This is a genomic window from Emticicia aquatilis (assembly GCF_014644295.1).
In the GTDB taxonomy this organism is placed as follows: Bacteria; Bacteroidota; Bacteroidia; order Cytophagales; family Spirosomataceae; genus Emticicia; species Emticicia aquatilis.
Window position 1 is genome coordinate 17,464 of record NZ_BMKK01000015.1, and the last position, 26,003, is coordinate 43,466.

The 26,003-nt window shown below is 36.3% G+C and carries 18 protein-coding genes; 7 read left to right on the forward strand and 11 right to left on the reverse strand.

What is annotated here, in order from left to right; genetic code table 11:
* Positions 1–9 precede the first annotated feature (9 nt).
* From IEX65_RS24875 to IEX65_RS24900, 6 genes are all read left to right on the forward strand, one after another.
* Positions 10–1,608 (forward strand): sialate O-acetylesterase, encoded by a 1,599-nt coding sequence (locus IEX65_RS24875; protein WP_188770538.1) that lies wholly within the window; start codon positions 10–12, stop codon positions 1,606–1,608.
* A 424-nt stretch (positions 1,609–2,032) separates the two neighbouring features.
* On the forward strand, positions 2,033–2,629 hold the full coding sequence (locus IEX65_RS24880; RefSeq protein WP_188770540.1) for a recombinase family protein: 597 nt from the start codon (positions 2,033–2,035) through the stop codon (positions 2,627–2,629).
* Between the two features lie 366 nt (positions 2,630–2,995).
* Complete coding sequence (locus IEX65_RS24885) at positions 2,996–3,340, forward strand: hypothetical protein (protein ID WP_188770542.1); 345 nt, start codon at positions 2,996–2,998, stop codon at positions 3,338–3,340.
* 31 nt (positions 3,341–3,371) lie between these two features.
* Positions 3,372–3,632: a hypothetical protein gene (locus IEX65_RS24890; RefSeq protein WP_188770544.1), complete on the forward strand. Its 261-nt coding sequence runs from the start codon at positions 3,372–3,374 to the stop codon at positions 3,630–3,632.
* Positions 3,633–3,657: 25 nt separating this feature from the next.
* Positions 3,658–3,960 carry a hypothetical protein gene (locus IEX65_RS24895; RefSeq protein WP_188770545.1) on the forward strand — a complete coding sequence of 101 codons (303 nt, stop codon included), beginning with the start codon at positions 3,658–3,660 and terminating at the stop codon, positions 3,958–3,960.
* Positions 3,961–4,244: 284 nt separating this feature from the next.
* A complete protein-coding gene (locus tag IEX65_RS24900; protein ID WP_188770547.1) occupies positions 4,245–5,585 on the forward strand; it encodes a GH1 family beta-glucosidase in 1,341 nt (446 codons plus the stop codon).
* Positions 5,586–5,662: 77 nt separating this feature from the next.
* Here the strand turns inward: IEX65_RS24900 and IEX65_RS24905 are convergent, their stop codons facing one another.
* From IEX65_RS24905 to IEX65_RS24940, 9 genes are all read right to left on the reverse strand, one after another.
* Entirely contained in the window at positions 5,663–6,004 is a 342-nt protein-coding gene (locus tag IEX65_RS24905; protein ID WP_188770549.1) for a hypothetical protein, read from the reverse strand.
* 69 nt (positions 6,005–6,073) lie between these two features.
* The gene (locus tag IEX65_RS28085) at positions 6,074–6,400 is read right to left on the reverse strand and encodes a hypothetical protein (protein WP_229250886.1); all 327 of its coding nucleotides are present in this window, start codon (positions 6,398–6,400) and stop codon (positions 6,074–6,076) included.
* Complete coding sequence (locus IEX65_RS28090; RefSeq protein WP_229250888.1) at positions 6,360–6,587, reverse strand: hypothetical protein; 228 nt, start codon at positions 6,585–6,587, stop codon at positions 6,360–6,362. Before IEX65_RS28090 ends, IEX65_RS28085 begins: the two co-directional genes overlap by 41 nt.
* Positions 6,584–8,020 carry a metallophosphoesterase gene (locus IEX65_RS24915; RefSeq protein WP_188770551.1) on the reverse strand — a complete coding sequence of 479 codons (1,437 nt, stop codon included), beginning with the start codon at positions 8,018–8,020 and terminating at the stop codon, positions 6,584–6,586. The genes IEX65_RS28090 and IEX65_RS24915 overlap by 4 nt, the downstream gene beginning before the upstream one ends.
* A 61-nt stretch (positions 8,021–8,081) precedes the next feature.
* Positions 8,082–9,503, reverse strand: a complete 1,422-nt coding sequence (locus IEX65_RS24920) for a hypothetical protein (protein WP_188770553.1) — start codon at positions 9,501–9,503, stop codon at positions 8,082–8,084.
* Positions 9,504–9,593: 90 nt separating this feature from the next.
* A complete protein-coding gene (locus IEX65_RS24925; RefSeq protein WP_188770555.1) occupies positions 9,594–12,347 on the reverse strand; it encodes a TonB-dependent receptor in 2,754 nt (917 codons plus the stop codon).
* 154 nt (positions 12,348–12,501) lie between these two features.
* Positions 12,502–13,557: a phytase gene (locus tag IEX65_RS24930; RefSeq protein ID WP_188770557.1), complete on the reverse strand. Its 1,056-nt coding sequence runs from the start codon at positions 13,555–13,557 to the stop codon at positions 12,502–12,504.
* Between the two features lie 84 nt (positions 13,558–13,641).
* Positions 13,642–14,898, reverse strand: coding sequence for a right-handed parallel beta-helix repeat-containing protein (locus IEX65_RS24935; protein ID WP_188770559.1), 1,257 nt, complete (start codon positions 14,896–14,898; stop codon positions 13,642–13,644).
* A gap of 32 nt (positions 14,899–14,930) precedes the next feature.
* Positions 14,931–17,687, reverse strand: a complete 2,757-nt coding sequence (locus IEX65_RS24940; protein WP_188770561.1) for a TonB-dependent receptor — start codon at positions 17,685–17,687, stop codon at positions 14,931–14,933.
* A gap of 291 nt (positions 17,688–17,978) precedes the next feature.
* Here IEX65_RS24940 and IEX65_RS24945 point away from each other — a divergent pair, with 291 nt between their 5' ends.
* Positions 17,979–21,098 carry a TonB-dependent receptor gene (locus tag IEX65_RS24945; protein ID WP_188770562.1) on the forward strand — a complete coding sequence of 1,040 codons (3,120 nt, stop codon included), beginning with the start codon at positions 17,979–17,981 and terminating at the stop codon, positions 21,096–21,098.
* 78 nt (positions 21,099–21,176) lie between these two features.
* Here IEX65_RS24945 and IEX65_RS24950 read toward each other — a convergent pair whose 3' ends face one another.
* Positions 21,177–23,927: a bifunctional YncE family protein/alkaline phosphatase family protein gene (locus IEX65_RS24950; protein WP_188770564.1), complete on the reverse strand. Its 2,751-nt coding sequence runs from the start codon at positions 23,925–23,927 to the stop codon at positions 21,177–21,179.
* Positions 23,928–23,996: 69 nt separating this feature from the next.
* A complete protein-coding gene (locus IEX65_RS24955) occupies positions 23,997–25,997 on the reverse strand; it encodes a TonB-dependent receptor (protein ID WP_188770567.1) in 2,001 nt (666 codons plus the stop codon).
* Positions 25,998–26,003: the final 6 nt, after the last annotated feature.

The window sequence follows — 26,003 nt, forward strand, 5'->3', positions numbered from 1 at the left end:
TGACGAAAAATGGCAAAATTACAAAAAACAGAACCCTTCAATTGTGTCCTTGCAATCCAAAAAAAAATCATTTGGGTATATATTCTTTTTATAGTTCCCAATGCTTTTGCCCAGAAAAGTGAAGGGTTAAAATTACCTGCCATTTTCACAGATAGCCTTGTTTTACAACAAAACATGAAAATTCCAGTTTGGGGAACTTCGTGTAGCAATTGCGAGGTAAAAATAGCATTCAATGGTTCTACAAAAACTACTATTGCCAATAAAAATGGTGCATGGAAAATAACATTACCCGCCACGAAAGCTGGTGGGCCATTTACATTAAAGGTTTCAGACAAAAACAGCAATATTTTACTCAAAGATATTTTGGTAGGCGAAGTTTGGCTTTGTTCGGGGCAGTCAAATATGGAATTTACGTTGGCACAATCAAAAAATGGAAAAGAGGAAATAACACAAGCCCAATATCCACAAATTCGTTTTTTTTCAATGACAGCCAATGCCAAAGCAAGACCATTAGCAAAAGTTGCTTTTAGCGATAGCCTTTTACAAGAACTTAGTACAGGGAATTTTTATAATAAAACTACTTGGAGGACTTGTTCGCCAGCAACCGCAGCCAAATTTTCGGCGGTTGGTTATTATTTCGGCAAAGAACTTCAACAAAATTTGAATGTTCCGATTGGGCTTATTTGTAATGCAGTAGGCGGTACAACAACCCAAGCATTTATTGACTCCATTACATTGGCGTCGCATCCTCAATTAATTCAATTTTTAGGAAACAATCAAGGCAAAACATGGCTTGAAACTGCAAAAGATGTACACCCATGGGTAATAGAAAGAACAAATGAGAATTTAGGTGAAAATACAAAAACCAAGGAATTCCTTCATCCTTTTGCACCAACTTTCTTGTTTAAAAATGGCATCAAGCCTATTGCCACTTATGCCATAAAAGGAGCAATTTGGTACCAAGGCGAATCAAATGCTACTCATCCTGAAATTCACGATGCTTTATTTACTGCCTTGGTAAACAATTGGCGAAGTGCTTGGGAACAAGGTAATTTCCCTATTTACACCGTACAATTGCCAAAAATTTCTAACCGAAGTCGTTGGCCAGAATTCAGAGAAAGTCAAAGAAGATTAAGCGAAAATCTCGAAAACACAGGCATGATAGTTACTATTGATTCGGGCGACTCTTTAGATGTTCATCCAAAAGAAAAGGAACTGGTGGGCAAACGCCTATCCCTTTTAGCACTCGCCACAACGTATCATCAAGCTCTCGAGTATTCGGGTCCTATTTTTGAAAAATACGAAATGACTAAAAATGAATTACAGATTTATTTTAGCCATGCAAAACAGTTAAAACCAGCCAACGAAACGGAACAGGTAATAAAAGGGTTTTACCTACATGGCTACAACAAAAGTGGCTCAAAAGAAGTAGTAATTGAAGCCAAAAGCATAAAAATTGATGGTTCAAAACTAATCATTTCTATTCCTGCGGAACTTCAACTAACAAGCATCAAATATGCTTGGTCGCCCTATCCGATTTGTAATTTGGCAAACGAATCGAACTTACCAGCCCCTCCATTTAAAATAGACTTTACAGGTAACTTCTAAAATAAACTTATTACTGCGGTAAATTATTTTTTATAGCAAAATCATTTATAAAATTAGAAATTTTCGAATTGGCAACCGAATATGGCGTTCTTCAATCTATAATACCATACAAATTGTCATAATTTGTATAATATTGAAAAAGTTTTGTCTATGAGGTTTTGCTTACAAATGAGACCCTTTTACAACAATATACTTTTCCCGCTACCTAACTGACAAAACAATTGTTAAAACGTTCATATTACTCAATTGGTACTTGTCGTTACCTCAATAATTGATTGTCTAATTAAACGGTCGTTAAACAGGACTTTGGGGAATATCAAAAACTACTCCCCATTTTTTTAATTTTATAGTCCTAAATTGTTGTCTTATTTAATTATATCCTATATATTTGAAATAGTTAAGAAAATAGGACAAAAATTGAATTATGGAAGTTGGTTACGCACGTGTTAGTACCCAAGAGCAAAATTTAGATTTACAGCTGGATGCACTCAATAAAGCTGGAGTAAAAAAAATATTTACTGATAAGGTTTCGGGAGCAAAGTCTCAAAAACCACAATTAGAGGAATTGCTAAAGTATGCTCGTAAAGGCGACACGATTGTAGTTTGGAGATTAGATAGATTAGGTAGAACAACCGTACAGCTTATTCAATTTGTCGAAGAATTGCAAAAATTAGGAATTAGCTTAAAATCATTAACCGAGCCTATTGATACAAGTACAGCAACAGGGACTTTGGTGGTTCAAATATTCTGTGTGTTAGCCGAACATGAAAGAAATGTTCTCAGGGAGAGAACCAGAGCAGGGCTTAATTCAGCCCGAATAAGAGGCAGAACGGGCGGGCGACCTAAAGGCCTTTCACCTAAATATGAAAAAATAAAAGACCTTGTGAAGAATGCTTATGAAAGTAAAGGCTCTACAACTGCCGAAATAATGCAAGCCTTTAAAATCCCTTCAAGGGGTACGCTTTACAGAATTTTAGAAACAGCTGGGGTAGAAGTTACGAGCTTTGTTAAAAGAAAATGATAAGTACCCAAAAACAACAATTGTAAATCTCACCAAACTAAAAATATAGATGGCAAAATTGGGTAGAAAAGACTTGGATGTAATCGCATTTAAACAAGGCATTGCCTTTGCTCGATTCACCAAAAAGCTCAAAGCGATACGTTTCAAGCAGAAATTTTATTGGAAATGTTACAAGATTCTTTAAGGAAAGAATTAGGCAGTGTAACGTTTAATCAATTAGCACCAGGCTTCAATCCACATGAAATTGAGGATTCGTTAATTGAAAAATTAATGGTGGGCAAAGTATTATTTAGCATCACAAAACGACAAGATTAATAAACTAACTTCCTTGATTTCGGGGAATTAAATTCTCATAAAACTATTTAAATGACATATATTGTTGGACTCATAAAAGATGATTTACCTGATACTTTAATCAGCCCAGTTTCTCATAATTCTGTTGAAGAATTGTATGAGTGGCTAATCAAGTTTTTTAACAAAGATGATTACAAACTTAGCATTCCCCTGACAATGGAGATATTAAAACCAGCAATTGAAGAAAATCAACCAATAATTATCAATATTGCTGGCTATCCACTTTCTGCCATGTTTGGTGATAAAAATGTAGTCATGGAGGCGACTAACCGTTTCATACATATTGTGGGATTAGATTTATTGGATAAAGAAGGTATTCAAAAAATTGCAGATGCAATTGCGAAAAATGTTAAATAAAAGATACTTCAGTATCATAAACCGACAAAAAATGTATTTAATATGTCAATATTCACAAAGCTGGAAAGCATATAATCTTGAAGAAGTTAAAGAATTTTTAGAGTTCTACTTATTAATTAATGATTTAGGTGGCATGAATCATCAGCTAAAAGTAAATGGTTGTTGGGATGGGGGTAACGGAATTTTTGTGGAGTCTGGACACCTAAATGTTAAATTAAAAGATGTGGAGTTTGCTCTAAATGTTTTCCCTAAAGAGCAACCTACACATTTAAAAAAGAAAAATAAAAAGTAATATATCAGAATTAATCTCACAAAACATGGATAATTTTCAAAACCAACTGGAGGGAATTAAAGCATTAGACCTTCTATTTTATAACTACACAAATGAACAAATAAAAGAAATGCTTCAAATAGGTGACTTTAACTATGTATGGGAAACTTACATTGATTTAGAAAAGCTGACCTATATGCAGCTTTGGGAATTGTACAACACTAAAATGAATTTAGAAACAAGGTTATCTCTTTTGGAAATAGCTAATAAATATTATGGACATGAAGCAAAAGAGGGGATTGCTTTGGGATTGAAAGTAAAAAGAATGTTCAAAGAAAAGTACTCATAGCCTAAAAGGATAACAGTAATGCTTTAGTTTCTGTAAATACTGATAATTTGTTAGGAAAAAGTTATTATCGACAATCGTTTATATTTGAGTAAAATACTGGTATCCAATTAGTTGATTGGTGGTAATGAAAGATTGCCCCTGAATGTTTAATTGTACCGATACTTTTTGACAAATTCTCAAACTAATTTATTCATAAAAACTTAACATTTGGAAAATATTGCCTGTTGCTGAAGGAAAAATTAAGGTTGTAACTTTACACATTCTTATCATCACAATCTAACAAAATGGATTTTGGCAATATAAAGGCTAAACATTTTCCCAAAAAGTTTATTTGGGGAGTTGCTACATCAGCTTACCAAACTGAAGGTGGACGCCACTTGGGTGGTAAAAAAGATTCTATCTGGGATACTTTCACCAATTCGAGCAAATTCCGAAATGGCAACGGTAACAAAGCCACCGATTTTTACCACAAATACGAAAAAGATATAAAACTCATCAAAGAGTTGAATCTCGGCTCTTTTAGGTTCTCTATTTCTTGGTCCAGGATTTTTCCTGAAGGTATAGGTGTGCCTAATCAAAGTGGAGTAGATTTTTACCATAAAATAATAGATTGCTGCCTTGATAATGACATAGAGCCTTGGATAACATTATACCACTGGGATTTGCCACAAACATTACAAAATTTAGGTGGATGGACCAACAGAGAAATACTCAATTGGTTTGGTCATTATGCTGAGTTTTGTTCTAAAGAATTTGGCTCAAAAGTAAAAAAATGGTTTGTTCTTAACGAACCTATGAGCTTTGTCGGACTGGGTTATTTTATGGGCATACATGCTCCAGGGAAAACAGGTCTCTCAAATTTCCTTTCCGCTGCCCATCATGCTACATTGTGTCAAGCAGAGGGTGGAAGAATTCTCCGAAAAAATATTCCAAATGGACAAATAGGCACTACTTTTTCCTGCTCGGTAGTCAAACCAAAAAATATTTGGAGAAGACATGTCAAGGCTGCAAAACGCTTAGATGCACTTCTAAATCGCTTTTTCATAGAGCCTGCATTGGGTTTGGGTTATCCAACAGATGTAATTCCTGGATTAAAAAGAATAGAAAAATATTTTCGCCCTGGTGATGAGGAAAAAATGAAGTTCGATTTTGATTTTATTGGTATTCAGTACTATTTCCGAATTGTAGCACAATACAGCCTTTTACCACCCATCTTATTTGCTAACCAAATACCAGCCAAGGAGCGTAATGTTAAGATAAACAATATGGGCATGGAAATTTATCCCAAAGGATTAATGAAAATGTTGAAAAAATTTAATCAATACGATGGAATCAAAGAAATCTATATTTCAGAATCAGGGGTATGTTTTGATGAGAGTATAACTGATGGGATAGTCAATGACAAAAATAGAATTCGATACTTTAAGAAAACATTTAAAATCTGTCGAAAAGCAATTAAAAGAGGTATAAATCTTAAAGGGTATTTTATATGGACATTAGTGGACAATTTCGAGTGGGCCGATGGTTTTAAACCACGTTTTGGGATTGTTTACAATGATTTTGCTACTCAAAAACGCACCATCAAAAAGTCAGGTTATTGGATAAGGGAGTTCTTAAAGAAATGAACGACACGTTAATTTAACACTTTCTGTTGTCACTTTTGTTATGACCTTAAACGACTTAAACTTCGTTTTATGGTCAATTAATTATTTTTCACTCCCTGTTGAATCCAAAATTTTATAAGGTTGGTTTCACAATCCGTAAGCTTCCCACCTTTAGGCATCTTCGGAGCGTATCCATTAATCGAAATTACCGAATCATACAATTCACCACTTTTTGCACTTGAGGCAATTTGTTCATACTTTTCAAAAACAAGTCCATCATAATGATTTTTTGAATCGTGGCATTGAAGACAATTTCTTGAAATCAGTGGCATGATTTCTTTATTAAAACTAATTTCCCTACTAACATCAGCATTACAATTATTTGCTTGAATTTCTGACTTTTTATTACAACTGAGCATTAGACTTGCAAAAATTGTCATTTGTAAGGTTCTACAGTACTTCATATTAAAACGATTATGATAAAAACAGTAAAAAAATCAACGGAAATATCATTCCAGCAATTGCCAACTTCCATCCTCTCTCCTTAAAACTAAATTTGCTTTTTTAATCATGAATATACCTGTGACAGCAATCTCAAGCAGTGAAATTCCGAAAATATCAGAATAATAAATCCACCAATTGGAGGTACTTTTATGCAACAAGTGCATTTGACTTATCAAAGGTGTATTACGATAAGTAACGATTTCACCCTTGCCTGATTTAATATTAATTTCGACCCCATTTTTTTCATAAGACACTTTCAATTCGCCTTTTTTAACCATTGAACGTCTAAACTTATCTTTGACGCCCAAACGATTCCCTAAGCTTTTTTGCAAAATCGTCCGTTAGTTCTTTTTCATCTTGCGGTAACAGTACAGAAACGTGCTTTGTATCGACCGTATATTTCTCAGGTTTCCAATAATCTCTATGGTTTTGTAAAATACCAGAGATTGATAACGCTATAATTAAACCAATATATAAATATCCTAAGTCTCGATGTAAATTTCTAATATCTAATTTCATTTAGTTACTTTAAATGTATCTATTAGTTTGCCGTTTTTATCTATTTGCTTGAAAACAATAGTAGGTCCATTCACATCGGCAATTGTCAATGAGTGTTTAGTCGAGATAAATTTAGAGGTAAATCCCTGCCACGAATCTTTATCCGTTTCTTGTTCGGGATTGTATAAATCATTACCACCTGCACCCGTAATCAAATAAATTATTCCGTTCGGTTTTGTAATTGTTTTACCATTAAATTTCTTATCTAATTTCCAACTTCCATTGACAATTCTGCCTTTCGAGAATTTATTTCCCATACCACCAACTAACTGAACTCCCTTTCCATCTGGAATAAATTTCAATGGAAATGAACGTTGATAATTATGCACGTGTCCATTAATAACTATATCTACACCAGCTTTCTCAAAAATCGGAGCAAGTAAGCGAGTTTGTTGTTGTTCATAGTGTTCAATCGAAGAATTAAATCCAGGATGATGAAACATTACAAACTTCCAAGTAACATCATTAGCATTGTTTAAATCATTTTCAATCCAACTAACAAATGGTTTGTCAGTATAATCGACATAATTATTTGAATCAATGATTAACCAATGTGCGTTTCCATAGTTAAATGAATAATTGGCCATTTTGAAATAGGTAGAGCCTCCAGCTTGCATAAATGCTTCTCTGTTTTCGGTCGATGCTGTCAGATTAGGAATAATAGCACCACCTTCAACTCCTTGCATTCCGTTAAGAGGGTTCTGCCAGTAATAATAATATGCCAACGCATCTGGATATTTATTCAAATCACGAGTTTCGATGTCATGGTTTCCTGGAGCTGTAATCATCGGAACTTTTCTCATCAAGGGCGAACCAGTTGTATCTAACACATCGGAATTATAAATTGGAAAAAACTTTTTTCGGTATTCCGAAATTAAACCTCTATCATAAACAATATCCCCAGGAACTACTACAAAATCAGGATTAGCTTTGTAGGCTTGAACAGCCAGCATCTTTTGTTGTGCTGTTTCAGCTCCAATATCTCCAAAAGCAACAAATCTATAGGGTTTTGATGCAGAAACAGGGGCTTTAGCGGACGAAATAAATACTTCATTTCCATCTTTTAAAACCTTGTATTCAAAACTGTGTCCAGCTTTAAGACCATTCATTGACGCATGAAAAACATAATGAGGTGGTGTATTAGCAACAGCTACTTTTGTGAATAATGGTTGTGGCATTTTTATCCAAGACGCATTTTCGTCCACTTTTACTTCAACGGACCAATTTGCCTCTGAATTATTTGTATGCCAAAGCACTTGCAATGATTCGGGAGAAGGATTATAACCAATTTGTAAATATGGTTCTACAACGAAAATTTTAGCGTTTTTTTGTGCTTGAATGGGTACTATATTCGCAACTAACAGGAAAAAAAGTATAATTGGTAAGAGCTTCATACAATTAAAGTTTTATAAAAATAGTCGGACAAATGCCCGACTATTGGATGTATTTTTTCGATTAATGCTTGTTACCAGTTCCATCAGATGGATATGCACCAATATCTTTGTTTGGAGGAGTGATTGCAGATGAACCAAAAGTTGCACTTACAGGCACAACATTTAATGGGGTAAATCCTGTATAACCTTTTCCAATTGCAGGAGAAGTTGCCTGTAATCTAAAATTGAAACTACCAACAAAACTCACATCTCCCATTTTTTTCGTTGTTTGCGGTAATGGGAAATTTACAAACATTGGATTATTTTTTCCGACGATTGCCGAACCATCATATACAGCACCAGGCTTATAAGTAGCTGGCAAGAATGAATTTGGGGCTGGAATGTCATTCACACTTGGTTTGGTGGCAAAGCCTGTTGGATAAATTTCATTAGCTATTTTCAATGAATCAACGTAGCAATAATTATATCCGCCTTTGATATTAGCAGTATCTGCAACTACCAAAGCATTACCATTGTAGTTGGCTGTCGCACCAACAATACGTGGACCATATTTACAATTCACCATTAAGTTGTTATAGTAAACACCTCTCGAACCTTCTTCAAAGTTAATTGAACCGCCACGACCCGCCGATGAACGGCGAAATCCTGAAGCAATTATTGTATTGTTATAAAACTGAACATTAGTCTGTGGATTTACGCCACCATTATTGGATGCCTTGGGACCATTGGTAGCAGAACCGACAATTAAATTATAGGCAAAAATACCAACATTTCCTGACTTGATATTCATCGACTCTCCGCCCGTAAAGCCACCTTTTTCAAAGGTATTTCGCATAACATTAAACTTGCAACCAAATGGGCGGAACGGGTCATCAATACAACCGTACATCCAAGAGTCTTCTAATACAAGAATTCCATCAGGATTTTTAGTAGAAAGCACGTAAGAAGTTGCCCCATTGGCCATGTAAGAAACAGGAGATGTACCCAGCTTCCCGCCACCAAATTCAAGGTGAGTCCATTTGATTATGATATTTTTGAAGGTAGTTTCTCCATAAATACCTCCCCAAAAGCCTTTATATGCTGGGTCAGTAGTTGGGTCAGCTCCTAATATATCTGTTTTTGCTACGCTTGGTACGGTAAAATAAACAGGCTTTGCCTCAGTACCAAGAGATAATAATGAGCCTTTTACAACAAAGCAATATGGTTTGTCGCCTGGAAAATGAATTTTTGCCCCTGGCTGAATCACTAAAGTATCTCCTTCGTTGATAAAAACATCGCCACCAACTTTATAGGTAGAGTCACTTAAAAGTGTACCCTTAATCGAACCTGAAAGAGGTGTTTTAGTACTAACTGCTTGTCCGACCTTGAATAAAGGAGCAGAAACAACCACTTCTTCAGTTGATGTATCACATGCAACAAGCATTGAAGCAAGACCAGCAACTACTATTGTGGCCCATAGATTTAACTTAAACTTGATTTTCATTGAGTATTTGAATTATTTTGATGCGTGTAAAAAATTTTTTGGTATTCCCCCTCTCCATTTTAGAGAGGGAGGAATTATAGGGTTTAGGTATTAATGTTTATATCGGATTCCGAATGAATAACTTTGTTGAAGTATATCTTTTTGAACCAAAATTCGGTCAGTACGAGTTTGGTCTGGAAGGTTTTGATTGGTATTAGGTTTCAGCACTTCAACGATTATTGGATTATTGAGAAGGTTGGTTAGTTTGGCAAAAGCCGAGAAGTGTGTTTTCCCAAACTTCTTTTCAGTAGAAAAATCTACTTGTGATGTTCCCCTTTGCCAATAATCTAAGTCCTTATATGGCGAAACAATATTGATTCTTTTTCCTGTATAGACCCATGAAAGCTGAGCATCTAAACCTATTTGCGAATTTTTATAAATCAGTGATAAATTACCAATATGGTCAGATTGCCCTTGGAGTGGTCGTGTTTGAGTACCCAACGAGTTGACAATACTACCGTTAGTATCACGGCCATAAATTCGCTTGGTTGTGGTGATTCTTGAATGGGTGTAGGTATAGTTACCCGAAACTCCCCAATTTTTCAAATATTTAGTAAAAACTATTTCAGCTCCATAATTTTTGGCTGTACCAAAATTAAGTGGGGTATAGACAAAGTTGGAATTTCCAAACTCCGAAAAGCCAAACTCTATAGGATTTTTGATATTTTTTAAAAACGCTCCTAATAATAGTTGTTCATTTCCACGAGGAAAGAATTCATACCTCAAATCAATATTGTCGGCCTGTGTGTGTTTCAATTTGTAATTTCCCGATTCATTGAAATATTCACCAGGAAATGTTGCAGGAACAATCTCGAAATACCCAGGACGAGTAATGCCTTTAAAGTAAGAAATACGTACATTTTCACGCTCAGATAGTTTATATTTGATGTGCAGACTTGGCAAAATATCCATGTAGCTAATTTTTCCTGTCTTACCAGTAGCAGTCACGGGTAATTGTGAAACATAAGATTGGTTGGTAGTTTCCACCCTAACTCCACCCAAAATTTGCCAATCTGATATGTTGACCTTAGCTTGCAAATAACCCGCACCTATCTTCTCCTTCGCTGTATAATTATTGGCATTCGTACTATCAGCATAAGCAAAAGACTCTGGTCTAAAGGTAAATTTTGTTTGCTCGATACTCGTAAATATTTGTCGTTCACCTCCAGGTAAGACAGTGGCTAATGAATAATTATTGTAAAAGTTACTTCTATCTTTATCTCGATACATTCCACCCGACGAGAATTCGATTGTTGGTGAATAACTATATATCAGGTGAATATAGCCCGTTAAATCTCGGTCTTCATTATGAGTCCAGATATGGCTAACATTATCTATATACCGAGCAGATTCGATGGGTTTCCCATCAAGCCCTTGTGAGGTTCTTGATGTAACGGATTGGTCAGTCCAGTCAGGGGTTTGACTTTTAGCTAAAGAATAGACTGTCGACCAATTAAATTTCAGTTTTTTTGCAAGTGTATGCTCGCCTTGTAAAGTTGAGTTGTAAATATTTTGGCGACGAAAAACAGAACGGTCATTATTACCTACATCACCAAACAAAGTTAATTGATTACTTAAAACATGTCGATGCTGCCAATCATCTAATTGCATAAATAAATTATAAAGACTAATTCTATTTCGACTATTAAAGGCATAGTCTAATTTAAGATTAAGCCCCAATCTTGCTTGTTCGTTTGAATATATACGTTTCTGAACAGATTCAATTAAGGGAGAATTAGGAAGTGGGTCTGGGCTCGGCTGACCATTCAAATTGAAGAAAGAAGAATTACTTCCTCGGTAGGTATGCTGATAACTTCCTCCTAACAAAAATCCAAGTTTGTGATTGAATATTCGGTTTCCTACTGACAAACTCAACAAGCTATTAATCGGAAGGGCAACATTTTTATATTGTAAATTTTTAATCGAAAAATCAGTTGTTTTAGCAGCATACAAATTACCGTGTATTTCAGATGGGGATTTGAATTGAATATCTTTTGTACGAAATCCTGCAAAAGGCTGATTACTAAACAATTGACTATATCCTGTTGTGGCCGTTGCCGATAAAATCAAATAGTCAGGGACACTCTTCATAACCATATTCATAGCCCCACCAATGGCATCACCTTCCATATTAGGAGTTAGAGCCTTCACAACTTCGAGTCTCTCCAGTAAATCAGCTGGAAAAATATCCATTGGAACATACCGATTTTTGTTATCAGGACTTGGAATTTTAACTCCGTTGATGGATGTATAATTATAGCGTTTGTCCATTCCCCTGATGACTGCATACTGTCCATCACCCGTACTATTTCTCACTACAGAAACACCTGATACCCGCTGCAAAATATTTCCTACCGTAATATCAGGCAATAACTGTATCGTTTTAGCACTGATAACATTTAACACATTGTCTGATTTTTGTTCGGTTTTGCGGGCATATTCGTCATTCTCGCCGTTGGCTTTTGCAGAAACGATTGTTTCAGCTAATTGGCTAACTTGCTCATTCAATAAAAAATCAGACAGTAATATTTGAGTGGCTGTTTTTACCTCAATTTTTGCAGATTTTGGTTCATAACCAATGTACTGAATCACAACTTCGTAGCTACCAACGGCTAAGTTTTTTATTTCAAAACTACCATCCAAAGCTGCTATCGAACCCATCTTGGTATTTTTAAGCAAAATCGTCGCTCCAACTAATGGTTCATTGGTTTTAGCATCTTTGATTTTACCTTTGAACGAAGCCGAAAAAGCATTGAAAGAAAGTAGAAAACTCAGTAATAAGAGAAAAATATATTTGCGACTCATAGTATAATAGTTAGTAATGCCGCAAAAGTAGTAAGATGGATGTGGGTAAATTGCTTACAATTAAGAACTTAACAGAATAATAAATTTCATAAAAATATAATAACAGTTTATTAATAATTAAGTAATCATTTAGTAAAATGATTAATATTTTGAACTATTTCCCCGAAATACTTTTCAATTCCTTTCCTGCAATGTCTTCCCAACGGTATAAATGAAAAGTTCGGTCGTCGCTCATGGCAATAAACAAGCCTTTTCGGAAAGTCTTATTAAAAGGTAAAGCAACCGTTTCTGAGCCATCACTTTGATGAGCTTTTACTTTCACAACTTTCAAAAGTTGGTGTTCATTGGGATTTTGCGTGGTGCCTTCTCTTGTGAAAACATGAAATTTGTCAGCTCCTTGGTCAGAAACGAGAATATAACCTTTAGTTTTTGATAATTTGTAAATTGAAATGCCTTCGTGGTCTTCTGTAAAACCTGTGGTAGCAAAAAGTGCCAATTGTTCGTTTCCTTTGCTTGGTTCGGCATAATATTTTCTTACGCCAATACCTTCATCAGAATAATAGACATAGCCTAATTCATCATCAACGGCAATAGATTCTATTTCTTTTTTTCCGCTGTAAAGACCAAATTTTCTTACTAATGTAGCTTTTACATTCCCAGTGCCATCATCTTGCAAGCGATACTGCCAAAGATATTCGCCCGTCGTTGGGCCAGTTTTTCGACCGACAATAGCATAAAGCTCCCCTTTTTTGTTTTTATACAAAGCAATTCCCATCAAATCACGGAAACCCGCACCTGTTTCATTTTCAAAAACTTCAATGCCGCCGTTGTCAATCGGTTTCATGTCGGGTAAAGAAAAAATACGAAGTTTATGGGTAAATCTTTCAGTAGTTACGGCAATATCAGTTGCAATACCTTTGAGTTTTAAGCCATATTCTATATCAACGTTGTTAGGTCTTTTTAAGCCTCGAACTACCTTTTCGGTTTGTACTTTTCCTTCTAAATCAAATACATACAAAGCTCCATCAAGGTCTTTGTCGGTGCCAATAATTAAACTTTTACTTGGGTCTTTTTTATTAATCCAAACGGCTGGGTCGTCGGAATCTTTATTTACACTATCGGTGATAAAGATTGGTGATATAACTTCACTTTGACCAAAAGAATGCTCAAACGAAAATAAAATAATGATTGTAAAAGAGAGTAACTTCATAGTCATAAAAACAGAATCTTGTATTTAGCAAAAAACCACTATTTTCAAGTGGTTTTATTACTAATTTTAGGGTTTAGAAGTGATTTATTTTGTTCCAAAAGCACCTGCATACGTTGCGGGTTCTGGTGATTTATAAACTATACCGTTGATGGTAATACCATCTTTAAAATTTCTTGTAAAAGTAGTGATACCTTTACCCAAAGCAGGTGAACCAGCAGATAAATGAAAATCCCAAGCAGTATTAAAATCTGAGTTCATCTTATCTGTGTTTGTTGGATAATTCACAAATTTAGGGTCATTTTCATCAGCTTTTGTACCTATAACATCATTTTTGCCCGCAAGAATCTCTGTTGATGGTTGAAATTGCGTGACGGCATCTTGTGAAAAACCATAATAATAGTTGTTGCTTACTATCGAGCGTTTGTCTTCTGGAAGCTTCACATCTCTTTTGATGCCAAAACGACAATTTGCCATTAAATTATTATACAAATCGGCTTGAACACTTTGTTCTAACCAAATTGAACCACCTTTTACGGTTGGTCTTCTCCAACCAGTATTCAAAATTGTATTGTTATAAGCAACAACATAAGCCTGAGGCGTACGTCCACCTGTACTCGAAAGCTTCAAAGCATTGGTATTGGTGCTATAAATAAGGTTAAAAGCAACATCGGCAATGACCCCCGATTTGATATTGATACCTTCACCACCACTCAAGCCAGTTGTATAAAACGTATTATTGGCAAAAATAACACTACCACCTTCAATGTATGTTGCATCATCACGCCAGTTCCGTATTGTTGAATTTCTTACTACTAATTTTCCCGCAGTATTTGAAAACCACAATGCTGGGTCGAACTCTCCACTTACAGCTTTGTATAAACCTAATTTTACTGAGGTTGAGGCTTCTGTTGTTACTGCACCACCATATTCGAGAATTACATTATCAAGCACTAATTCTGTACAAGTTTTGGCAGCTAAAATGCCTCCCCAAAGTTGTCCAAATTTATTTTTTACTAATTTTGCTCCTTCGGGAACTGAGAATTTAATTGGATTGGCGGTTGTACCAATAGCATACAAATTTCCATTCACAATTAATTCGGGTTTGCTGGTCGTATCCATCACGATACTAACACCTTCTTCAATTGTCAAGGTTTTTCCTGTGGGAATAATAATATCACCTTTTACAGTAATGATTGAGCTTTTTTTCCAAGTACCCGACACTTCCCCCGATACACTTAACTCATCTGGTTTTACTACTGGTGTTACATCAGAAGTATCATTTTTTGTACACGCTACAACGAAAATTACAGCGAATATTGACAAGAGCAGCACATTTTTCATTTTTTTCTAAGGAGTTATTAATTAAAATTATTTTACATTTTGAAACGAACACCAACAATAAACGACCTTTTATAATAATCTTGGCGAATAAGTGTACGATTGCCACTCTTTGTATCAAGATATATATCTTGATTTATTGGGTTCGTATTTTTGATTATTACTCGCAAAGGTGTATCAAGTAAGTTATTAGCTTTTGCAAAAATTACCCATTTCCCTTCGAAACCTTTTTCAATAGAAGCATCCATTTGAATAAAGGCCTCTTGCCAAAGGTCATTATCCAAAAATTGTGAAACCGTATTGATTCGTTCACCTGTGTAGGAGGCAGCTAATTGAGCATCCCAAGCATTTTTTGTATCCTTGAAAAGCATTGTTAAATTACCTACATGAGCAGATTGACCATATAGTGGTCTGGTTTGTTCAACGTTTTTTGAGAAAAGATTACCATTAGCATCTCTCTCACGGATAATCTTTTGAGTTGTAATAGAAGAACTTGTATAGGTGTAGTTGGCTTTAATGCCAAATTTTTGAAAATACTTAATAAAATTAAACTCTAAACCATAGTTAGTCGCATTTCCATAATTGCCAGGAGAATAAAATACATCTTGTCCACGAGTAGCATCTACATTCAAAGCGTATTCTATGGGGTCTTTGATATGTTTGTAAAACAAGCCAAACATTACTTGGTCTGAAGGATTAGGGAAAACTTCATATCGAATATCAAAATTATCAGCAATTGCTCTTTTCAAGTCAGGATTACCACGCTCTTGGTATTCTTCATTGACGACTTTTCCTGGTACAATTTCAAAAAAACCTGGTCGATTAATCGAACGAAAATAAGAAGTACGTAAAAACTGTGTTGGTTTTAACTCATATTTTAAGCTGATACTTGGCAAAAAATCATTATAAGTTTGATTACCAGAAGGTCTTAATTCACCCAAAGGAAACAACATTTCATACCCTTGATTTGTCTGTTCTGCTCGTAAACCGCCAATGGCTTGTAATTTTTTCAATTGTAATTTCGCCATCACATATTCAGCAGATACTTGTTCGGTAGCCTTATAAGTAAGAGCAGAAGCTGCCGAACCACGAGGGTTACTGAGTGTATAATTGATGTCAGCATTACTCACAAAATCTTTTCCGTAGAGTGTAAAAGCATTTGAGGGTTGAAACTGATAATTATTGTAGAAATTATCTCTGATTTTATCTCTATAAAGTCCGCCTACACTCATTTCTAATGAATTTCCACTAAAAAGTGTCGTATAAGCAAGATTTAAGTAGGCCGCATAATCTTGGTCAGAATTATGCTCCCAACGGCGAGCAGATTGCGAAGCATAAGTTTTGGTTTCTATAAAATTTTCTCTTTTTCCTAAGACACTTACTGTGGTATTGTCAGGAATGATATTAGTGGCGAATGAATACACTGCTGACCAATTAAGTTTCAATTTTTCAAGTAGAAAATGATTTCCTTGTAGTGTACTATTCAAGATTTGTTGTTGTGTAAGTCTCGACCTTGTAGAAAAACTTAAACCTGCATTTCCTTTTACTGGGTCGTATCCACCAATCGAAAGTTCAGTATTTTTTGTTTCTCTCAATTGTTCATTGGTGAGATTCATGTAGGCATTGTACCATTGTATTTTACTCTTTTTGCTTAGTCGAAAGTCAACTTTTGCATGAAGTCCTAATCGTTTTTGTTGGTCAGAAAATTGTCGTTCGGCAAGACCTGTAATGCGAGAAGTGCGTTCGGTATCATAGACCGTCGAAGAGAAAAATGTACTATTACTACCTCGATAAGTATTTTGATAACTTGCTGCGACAATAACTCCCAATTTATTTTGTAAGAAACGATTACCGATAGAAAAACCACCAACCAAATTGGGCAAAGGCGTTTTGGTTTGCACACTGGCAGTTGATTTAGGAAAATCACTCACCGTAGCACTATAATCTTTTCCATTTAATTCATAAGGAGAAAGGCTATTAATTTGACTTCTATCAAAACTCGAAAAACCTTTATTAAGAAATAACTCGTTATAACCACTTGCGATATTTGCTCTTATTTCTAATTGATTAGGAGCATCTTTCATAACCATATTTACCACGCCACCAACAGCATCGCCTTCCATATCGGGAGTTAGGGTTTTAGTAATCTCCAAACGTCCTAATAATTCCGAAGGAAAAATATCTAAAGGAACATAACGGTATTTGTTATCAGGACTCGGGATTTTAATACCATTGACCAAAGTATAATTATAACGCTTATCCATTCCTCTCAAAATGGCATATTGACCGTCGCCATTACTATTTCGCTCAATAGAAACACCTGAAACTCGCTGAATAAGGTTAGCGACTGTTAAATCTGGCGAGATTTCAATGGCTTTTCCCGAAACAATATTCATCAATTGATTGGAATTTCGTTCGAGTTGGCGAGCAATATTCTCAGTAGATTTATCAGCAGATGCGGTTATAACTATTTCATTCAGTGTTTGTTGAGCATTTTCTACCAACGCAATATTGACAACCGCATCTTCATTTTTAATCGTAACTTTTATTGTTGATGTTTTATAGGATATACAGCTTATTTGGGCTTCATATTCACCAGAAGGAATATTTTTTATTTGAAATGACCCATCTAAACCAGCTGCAGTACCAAACTTAGTATTTTTAAGTAAAACAGTTGCTCCAATTAACGGTTCGCCAGTTTTAGCATCTTTAATTTGACCTTTGAACGAAGCAGAAAAGACATTAAAAGATAATAAAAAGCTCAACAATAAGAGAATGTATTTGCGGAACATGATGTGTATTGCTAATGATGTCGCAAAAGTAGAGAGATGAAAAAGTAAAAGATTATTTAACGCATAAATTTAACATAAATACAAAATTGTGCTACAATTGTTATTTTAGATTTAATGATTGATTGTCATTAAATTAACTCTTAGATAACAAGGAGTTTTATTGATATTTGTTATGCTTTTTCAATATTAATTTAATGTTAAGTTTTTGTAAACAATAGTGTTCTTTTTAAGAACTTTTTAATTTTGATTGTTAAAAGATACTTCATTCTTAAACTAAACTACCAATTATTTATGCTAAAAAATCTACTTTTGGGGTTGATGCTTTCTTGCTTAACCCAATTAACACTATTGGCTCAAGTTACAACCTCATCTATGGCTGGCTTAGTCAGCGATAATAAAAATGAGGTTTTACCTGGTGCTACTGTCATGGCAGTTCATATACCTTCTGGCTCGAAATACACTACAACTACCAGAGCGGATGGTCGTTTTTCGATTCCAAATATGCGTGTTGGTGGCCCCTACACAATTGAAGTAACTTCGATTGGATATAAGAACGAAAAGGCTGAAAATGTTTTCCTTCAATTGGGCCAGAAATTCAATCAAAACTTCGTGATGGAAGACGCCACAACTGCACTCAGCGAAGTGGTTGTGAAAGCAAGTGATATAATTAATTCAAGCCGAACGGGTGCTTCAACAACCATCGGGAATGATAAATTACGTGCCTTGCCAACTATTTCACGTTCTACTGCCGACTATACACGTTTAAATCCAATGGCGGCTGAGGGCGGCTCGTTTGCTGGACGCAATGACCAATTCAATAACTACTCGTTAGATGGAGCAATTTTTAATAATCCATTTGGACTTGATGCTTCTACGCCTGGCGGACAAACCGATGCTCAACCTGTTTCATTAGATGCCATTGAGCAAATAAGTGTTCAAGTTGCTCCTTATGACGTCACACAAGCTGGTTTTACTGGAGCTTCAGTTAATGCTGTTACGAAATCAGGCACCAATGAATTTAAAGGAACCGTATTTGGTTTCACTCGTAATCAAAACTTGGTAGGCACAAAAATTAAAGATGTTACACTACCCAAATTAGATTTAAGTCAAAATCAATTTGGTTTTAGTTTAGGTGGTCCAATCATCAAAAACAAATTATTTTTCTTTGTAAATGCCGAATTCGACCGTCGTTCTGATATTGGTTCTCCGTTTCGTCCTGCTGCACCAGGACGAACAGGCTCTGATGTTTCTCGAGTATTGGCCTCTGACCTTGATTTAGTTTCAAAACTTTTGAAAGATACTTATGGATATGAAACTGGGCCTTATGAAAACTTTTCATTAAAGACTCAAAACCAAAAAGCTATTGCAAAGATTGACTGGAATATCAACCAAAACCATAACCTTTCGTTCACTTATACATATTTGGATGCCTTTAAAGAAAAGCCAGCTAATCCATCTGCTATTGGCCGTCGTGGACCAGATTTCTTGACGTTACAATTCAGAAATTCAGGTTATCGAATCAATAATAAGATTTCGGGAGGAACCGTTGAATTAAAATCTCGTTCTGGTAATAAAGCGGCCAATAAACTACAAGTAGGATATACTGCTTTTGATGATACCCGTGACCCATTTTCTTCGCCTTTTCCAGTTTTGAATATTGGTAAAGATGGCGTTAGATACATTGTAGCGGGCCATGAACCTTTTTCAATTAATAATAAGTTAGGACAGACAGTTCTGCAAATCACGGAAAATCTAAATATTTTCGCTGGAAAACATACACTTACCTTTGGAACAAGTCTTGAAAAATTTGGCTTCAAAAATTCATTCAATCTTACTGGATACGGTTCAAGAGTATTTTTCCCTGATGTGCCGATTGCAGATGTGTCAACCCTGATTAAATCAAAAGATTTTGCTGCCGAAGTTACAGCCGCTAAAGACGCTTTCAATAAAAACTCTTGGGCTTTGGCTGAAACAAATTTAGGGCAATTTGCACTTTATGCACAAGATGAGTTTGCTGTAAATAACAAACTTAACTTAAGTTATGGCGTGAGAATTGATATGCCACTGTACTTTAATACAGCCGAGAAAATAAAAGAGAATATCGACCCTTCAAGAAATTGTTGTTATGACCCAACAATTCAGTATTACGATGAAGCGGGAAAAGCAACGAAATTTGACCATACTGTATTGCCAAAACAAACACCATTGGTTTCACCACGTGTAGGATTTAATTATGATGTAAAAGGAGATAAAACGCAACAATTACGTGGTGGAAGCGGCTTATTTACAGGTCGTTTCCCGTTTGTTTGGATTGGAAATCAAGTAGCAAATCCAAATTTCTTTTTCTATTGTGTTACTGACCCTAATTTTAAATTTCCACAAGTTTGGCGAACAAATTTAGGATACGACTATCAAACAAAAAGTGGTTGGGTCTTTTCAGCTGACGTTATTTACACGAAAGACATTAAGGCAACAATTGTGCGAAACTACGGTTTGAAACTCCCAACAGGTCGATTAGTTGGAGCAGATACTCGTCCGTATTACCAAGCAACCGACCGTGCAACGGTTTTTGGTGGAGCAACCAATGCGTATGTTTTTGGAAATACGAAAGTGGGGCAGTCGTTCAATGCTTCTTTGCAAGCTGAAAGAACTTTCTCGAACGGAATGTATGTAAAATTTGCTTACAACTTCTTAGACTCACGTGATGCGGCTTCGATTGATGCTGAAATTTCTTCTGATGCTTATGACCGTAACCCTGCCAATCCAATGCACACTAACACGGCTATTTTAGCTCCATCGCTTTACGGAAATCGTCACCGTGTGATGGCCGTTGGTTCTCGTAAATTTACTTACGGAAATATGGCTACTACCATTTCATTGTTTGGTGAATACGTGCGTGGAAATCGTTACAGCTATACTTATGCAGGGGATTTAAATAATGATGGCTCAGGACTAAATGACTTATTATTTATTCCCACTGATACTCAAATCGAAAGTATGAAATTTAGTGGAGATGCTGCCGCACAAGCTGCTCAAAAAGCTGCTTTGAAAAACTACATTGCGAATGATTCATACTTAAGTAATCACCGTGGACACATTGCTGAAAAATATGCCAGTTTAGCTCCTTGGTATTCAAACTGGGATTTACGAATCTTGCAGGATTTTAAATTGAAAAATAAAAATGTGATTCAATTAAGTGCTGATGTACTGAACGTTGGAAATCTTTTGAGCAAAAACTGGGGTGTTCGTCAGTGGGCGGGTGAAACAGGTTTAGCACAACCAATTGCGGTTTCGGTAGCAAACGGTACACCAACTTATACATTTGATATTACTCAGAAATCAGCCATTCAGAATCGTTTCGATATTCTTTCTCGTTGGAGAATGCAATTTGGTTTAAGATATAGTTTCTAATTCAATCTTAAAGTTTTAGAAATGCAAAACGGCTTCTATTGCGGGAAGCCGTTTTGCATTTTTGACAGATAACATTTATTAGTTTTTCTTTTGTATTTTCTTAGATTTGGCCTTCAATTTCTCTACTTTATCATCATCATCACGGCGTTTTTGCATGGTTTCGGTGCGGTCAAGTTCTTCCGAACTCACAAAGAACTTCCAGTCGAACTTTTCATCAAATGGAGTCAAGGCTTTTGCAGGGTCAAAAATTCTGAGGTCAGACTGCACGGCATTATATGGTAAAAAGTCTGGTTTATCAGTGAAAATATCTGACATATCAGTTGCTCCTGCATCGTATTGATTCAAGTAAGGAATGCCCAGAATGTGCCAAAAAGTCTTGAAAATACTACCAAAACTATAATGTACTTTGCTCACATAATCCTTTTTAGTGTAGGGCGAAATAACCATCATTAAGCTGCGGTGAGCATCCACATGGTCAACGCCACCTTGTGGGTCATCTTCGGTAATGAAAACCGCCATATTTTTCCAGTAAGGTGTTTTTGATAAAAATTCAATCGTGCGACCAACCGCCAAATCATTATCGGCCATGTAACTCGCTTGAAATGGAAAACCTGCGTGCGGACGTTCACCTGTACCGTGGTCGTTGGGTAACATAAGCGTAATAACCGAAGGCAAATTCCCTTTCGACCAACGTTCGTTAAATTCTTTCATAAACAAATCAGCTCTAAACTGGTCAGGAATCGCCATATTATAAGTCGGAAAAGTCTTTGAAGATTTATCAATGAGTGGAGCAGGCAGTGGATAATTTACAGTGTAAAGTTCACCAATGTATTTCATAGTGCTATCGCTGAAAGCACCTGCCATTTCTACGCCAAACCCAAAATTGTAAAAGTCGATTTTGTTGCGTTCGAGATGCTCCCACATACTGCCACCTTCGTTATAATCCTCAGGGTAAATTGAGCCAGCCGAACCATAAATTGCCAGATTTCCTGGTGCGTTGGATGTATCTCGTTGTGAAAGTTTTCCACCATAGGAAGCAGCCGTTTCAGTTTCACACCATTCATTTGGATAGGTATTTACGAGCCAACGGTGTCCGTCGGCAGAAACATCAGAATCACAAAAAAAATTATCACTCATCGCAAAACGTTTCGCCAAAGCGGCATGATTAGGCATTACTCGTGCATCAGGAATTGTTTTTGTCCCTTTTCGATTGATAACTTTTACACCATTCCCAAAACGTGCTAATGTCGAATCGCCAACACCATTTTTGTTTTGGCCAAAAACTTCATCATACGTTCGGTTTTCTTTGGCGATAAATACAATATATTTTATTTCATCTGAAGGTTTTTTATTCGTGGCTGGAATCGGATTTTTATCTTTTCTTGGAGCTATAAACTTAAAGTTATTTTCTATAACAACTTTCGTTTCTGACTTCAATTGCTCATCAGTAGGAATATCAATCACTAAAACCAAACCTTTCATCAAACCACCAATATAACTACCTTCAGCACCCATTTTGAAGTTTTTTCCAGCATTTGGTCCACTTCCGAAGCCTTTTGCATTGGCAACGATGAGTTTTTTGCCATTATTACTCACTTTTAGTTTGGAAGGAAACCAACCCGTTGGAATATGTCCGACTACCTCAAGGCTCGCTACATCAATCACCGCCACGGCATTGATGCCCGATTCGGCAACAAAAAGGCGTTTTTGGTCGGGTGAAAGCGTTATACCAAAAGGAATAATTCCACGTAAATTTCCGAGACGTTTATCAATCGAAAGTGGAATGTTTTTCAAGAGCTTTCCTGCCTTAATATCAATCACCGATATACAATCATTATTTCCATTGCTCACAAAAACGTAGTCGTTGGTTGCCACGACTGAGTTTGGACTGCTGCCACCCACCGCAGGAAAATCTTCAATCATTTGTCCGACGAGAAAACCAGTTTTGATTTTGGCCGAAGGTTGAGAGGCTTGAGTTGGATAAATCCAAACAGAAAAAGATTCGGGAGCGTTGGGGTCGCCAAGAGCAGGAATACCGTTAGCGGCATCGCCTTCGAGCATCTCTTTTGAACCGTATTTTGTAGAAGGAAATTTATGAGCCGTTCCTTTGATATTTTTTGGGTCTAAATCAGTAAATTTTTTATATTCAAAAACACCCACATTGGCCACCACTACATTTTTTTCGTCGGGAGTGAGCGTGATTCCGAAAGGATAACGCCCCGTTGGAATATTCTGAATGATTTTTTCGGTAGCCACATCAATTACCGCAATTCGGAAGCCGATTTGGTCAACAACATAAATCGTTTTTCCGTCTTTAGTCATTGCCATATCGCCCAAGTATCCGTGCATAAAGTTCTGATTAGTAATTTTTAACGCACAATTGATAGAGCCTTTGGGCTTACCCGTACTGACATCGTATTTAAAAATCTTATTCGATTCTCCACCCGAAACATAAACTGTTTGGTTATCGGGGCTAATGGCTAAACCCATGAAACAAGCCTCCAAAATTCCTTCATTGTTTTTTGCACCTTCAGGAACTTGAATCGTTTCTGGATTTGCCGAAAGAATATTTTTGATGATAGAAATCGAAAATGGACGAATACCCGAATTGGCCGTAATAGCGATGTTTCCGTCGGGACTTAAAACTAAACCATAAGGATGTGGAGCAGTTGAAATCTGTACACCACGAGGTGTAATAATACGCCCATTTGGAATTATCGTTTTGCCTGATTTATCTATTTTAGCAGGAGCATTTCCCGCTGGAGCTTCTATGACAACTTGGGCTTGAATAGCGAACGGAATAGCAAAAAGTAAGAAGATTTTTTTCATGATTTTAGTGGGTAATGGTTTTGCTTAAAGAGTTGGGTTTGTAAACCCAACCCTTTAAGCTCGAAAGTATTAAATCTCAACATTTAGTGTTAGCCACAAACTACGACCCACACCATTGATTCCTGAGCCATGGGTGCGGTAATCTTTATTTGTTAGATTTTGAGCAGAAAGATTGATATTCAGCCATTTATACTCATATCCTGCATAAATATTGAAAATCTGCCAAGCTGCGGTTCCGTTTTTGCCAATGCGATTATCGTCTTTGTCCCCTTGTGAGAGGCGGTCTTGCTTGGATGCAAAAAGCAATTCGGGGCGAACAAAGAAATTGCTTTTACGATATTCCACACCTAAACGCCCATTGAGTGGCGGAATGCGTCGAATGGGTTCGTTTTTCGTAATATTTTGTCCATAAGTGTATGAAATGCCACCGTACGTTTTCAATTCTTTACTCAATATTCCCTCGAACTCGGCTTCAATACCTTTGATGTTAGCTTTTTCGATGTTTTCTTTTTGATAAAGATTATAGCCATTAATGACTTGATTTGGCACCTTTACACGGGCAATTAACTCTCGCAAATCACTGTAATAGATGGCGGTAGCAGCCGAAAAACGATTCGTTCTGAATTTATAACCCAACTCATAATTATTCGATTTTTCAGGTTTAAGGCTGTTGGTTGGCAATTCGTATCTAAAATCAACGATGCCAAGTGTGCCTAAATCATCGACATTCGGCGTGCGAAAACCAGCATTATAAGAAGCATAAATATTTGATTTTGAGCCAATTAGATAAGCAACCGAAACATTTGGCACAAGAGCTTGAGGCGTTAGATTTGTTTTACCGATGGTTTCGTCGGGAACAATAATCGAAAAGCCATTGTAGCGAAGTCCAGCTGAAAACTGCCAATGATTTTGGACAAATTGGTGTAAGGTGTAGAGCGAATAGTTCAAAAAAGTTGAATTATCGGGGTATAAGCCACGCAAAAATTTAGGAGCTTCAGAAGATGCAGGTGAAGCTGGGACATCAATTTTTGAGCTTCTTACTAAATCATGGTAAATTTCAATACCAGAATTGGCTGTCCATTTCTCCGAACATGCCGAAAAAACATTACTTGTTAATCCTTTTGTATAAACTTTGTCAGTTTCATGAATCAACCTTGTTGAAGCATTTTTTTGGCTGTTTCTTCCTTCATAAGTCATTTGTAATGAACCAATTATCAAAAATTCATTAAAGATTTTCGACTCATTTTTTTGGTTGAATTTCACGTAAGATAGATTCCGTCTTTGGGGTTGAAATTCGTTGATGGCGAAATTTTCTAACACAACTTTATGATACACAGGCACATCTTTGGCTTCAAAATACTGATGAGCCAAGGTTAAAATTCCTTTACCGAGTTTTAGTTTGGCTTTTAGGTTTCCCATTTGTTCGTCATAACCCGATGGCGATTGGCGACCCGTGAGTTTTCCACCTACTAAATCACCGAAATTTCGATAACCAAAACTGCCCGAAATTGCCAGTTTTTCGCCGCCATAATTTATTTCACCACGAGCAGTTTGTTCCATTCCTTGTGTAGCAACTCTTCCCAGAAAACTTGTTTTCCATTTACTACCAAATTCGGGTTCTGCCGTAAAAACTTGAATCGTTCCGCCCAAAGCATCAGAGCCGTATTGCACCGAACCGCCACCTTTCAGCACCTCAATTTTTTCAATTGAAAATGGGTCTATTGTATTAAAATATTGATTTGGCCCATATCGAAATGTGCTATTACTGAGGCGAATACCATCTACCAAAAGCAAAGTTTGATTTCCTGTAAGTCCACGCACAAAGGGCGAGCCACCTCCGTGATTGGTTTTCTGCACGAAAACACCATTTACACCCATCAGAGCTTCAGGAGTTGTGCGTGGAGCATACGTTTTGAGGTATTTTTTATTAAGAATTTTGACACTATTGGCTGTCTGAAACTCTTGATTGGCCGAACGATTGGCCGTAATAACGACTTCGTTTAAAAGTTCGGTTTTGGTTGAATCTGTTGCGGAATTTAATAGTCCGACATATAACAATAATACTTTCATTTGTTG

What these genes read in the sequence shown, in the direction of transcription:
- IEX65_RS24875 (WP_188770538.1), top strand. Translation starts at nt 10, where the DNA reads ATGGCAAAATTACAAAAAACAGAACCCTTCAATTGTGTCCTTGCAATC.
- IEX65_RS24880 (WP_188770540.1), top strand. Translation starts at nt 2,033, where the DNA reads ATGGAAGTTGGTTACGCACGTGTTAGTACCCAAGAGCAAAATTTAGAT.
- IEX65_RS24885 (WP_188770542.1), top strand. Translation starts at nt 2,996, where the DNA reads ATGACATATATTGTTGGACTCATAAAAGATGATTTACCTGATACTTTA.
- IEX65_RS24890 (WP_188770544.1), top strand. Translation starts at nt 3,372, where the DNA reads ATGTATTTAATATGTCAATATTCACAAAGCTGGAAAGCATATAATCTT.
- IEX65_RS24895 (WP_188770545.1), top strand. Translation starts at nt 3,658, where the DNA reads ATGGATAATTTTCAAAACCAACTGGAGGGAATTAAAGCATTAGACCTT.
- IEX65_RS24900 (WP_188770547.1), top strand. Translation starts at nt 4,245, where the DNA reads ATGGATTTTGGCAATATAAAGGCTAAACATTTTCCCAAAAAGTTTATT.
- IEX65_RS24905 (WP_188770549.1), bottom strand. Translation starts at nt 6,004, where the DNA reads ATGACAATTTTTGCAAGTCTAATGCTCAGTTGTAATAAAAAGTCAGAA.
- IEX65_RS28090 (WP_229250888.1), bottom strand. Translation starts at nt 6,587, where the DNA reads ATGAAATTAGATATTAGAAATTTACATCGAGACTTAGGATATTTATAT.
- IEX65_RS24915 (WP_188770551.1), bottom strand. Translation starts at nt 8,020, where the DNA reads ATGAAGCTCTTACCAATTATACTTTTTTTCCTGTTAGTTGCGAATATA.
- IEX65_RS24920 (WP_188770553.1), bottom strand. Translation starts at nt 9,503, where the DNA reads ATGAAAATCAAGTTTAAGTTAAATCTATGGGCCACAATAGTAGTTGCT.
- IEX65_RS24925 (WP_188770555.1), bottom strand. Translation starts at nt 12,347, where the DNA reads ATGAGTCGCAAATATATTTTTCTCTTATTACTGAGTTTTCTACTTTCT.
- IEX65_RS24930 (WP_188770557.1), bottom strand. Translation starts at nt 13,557, where the DNA reads ATGAAGTTACTCTCTTTTACAATCATTATTTTATTTTCGTTTGAGCAT.
- IEX65_RS24935 (WP_188770559.1), bottom strand. Translation starts at nt 14,898, where the DNA reads ATGAAAAATGTGCTGCTCTTGTCAATATTCGCTGTAATTTTCGTTGTA.
- IEX65_RS24940 (WP_188770561.1), bottom strand. Translation starts at nt 17,687, where the DNA reads ATGTTCCGCAAATACATTCTCTTATTGTTGAGCTTTTTATTATCTTTT.
- IEX65_RS24945 (WP_188770562.1), top strand. Translation starts at nt 17,979, where the DNA reads ATGCTAAAAAATCTACTTTTGGGGTTGATGCTTTCTTGCTTAACCCAA.
- IEX65_RS24950 (WP_188770564.1), bottom strand. Translation starts at nt 23,927, where the DNA reads ATGAAAAAAATCTTCTTACTTTTTGCTATTCCGTTCGCTATTCAAGCC.
- IEX65_RS24955 (WP_188770567.1), bottom strand. Translation starts at nt 25,997, where the DNA reads ATGAAAGTATTATTGTTATATGTCGGACTATTAAATTCCGCAACAGAT.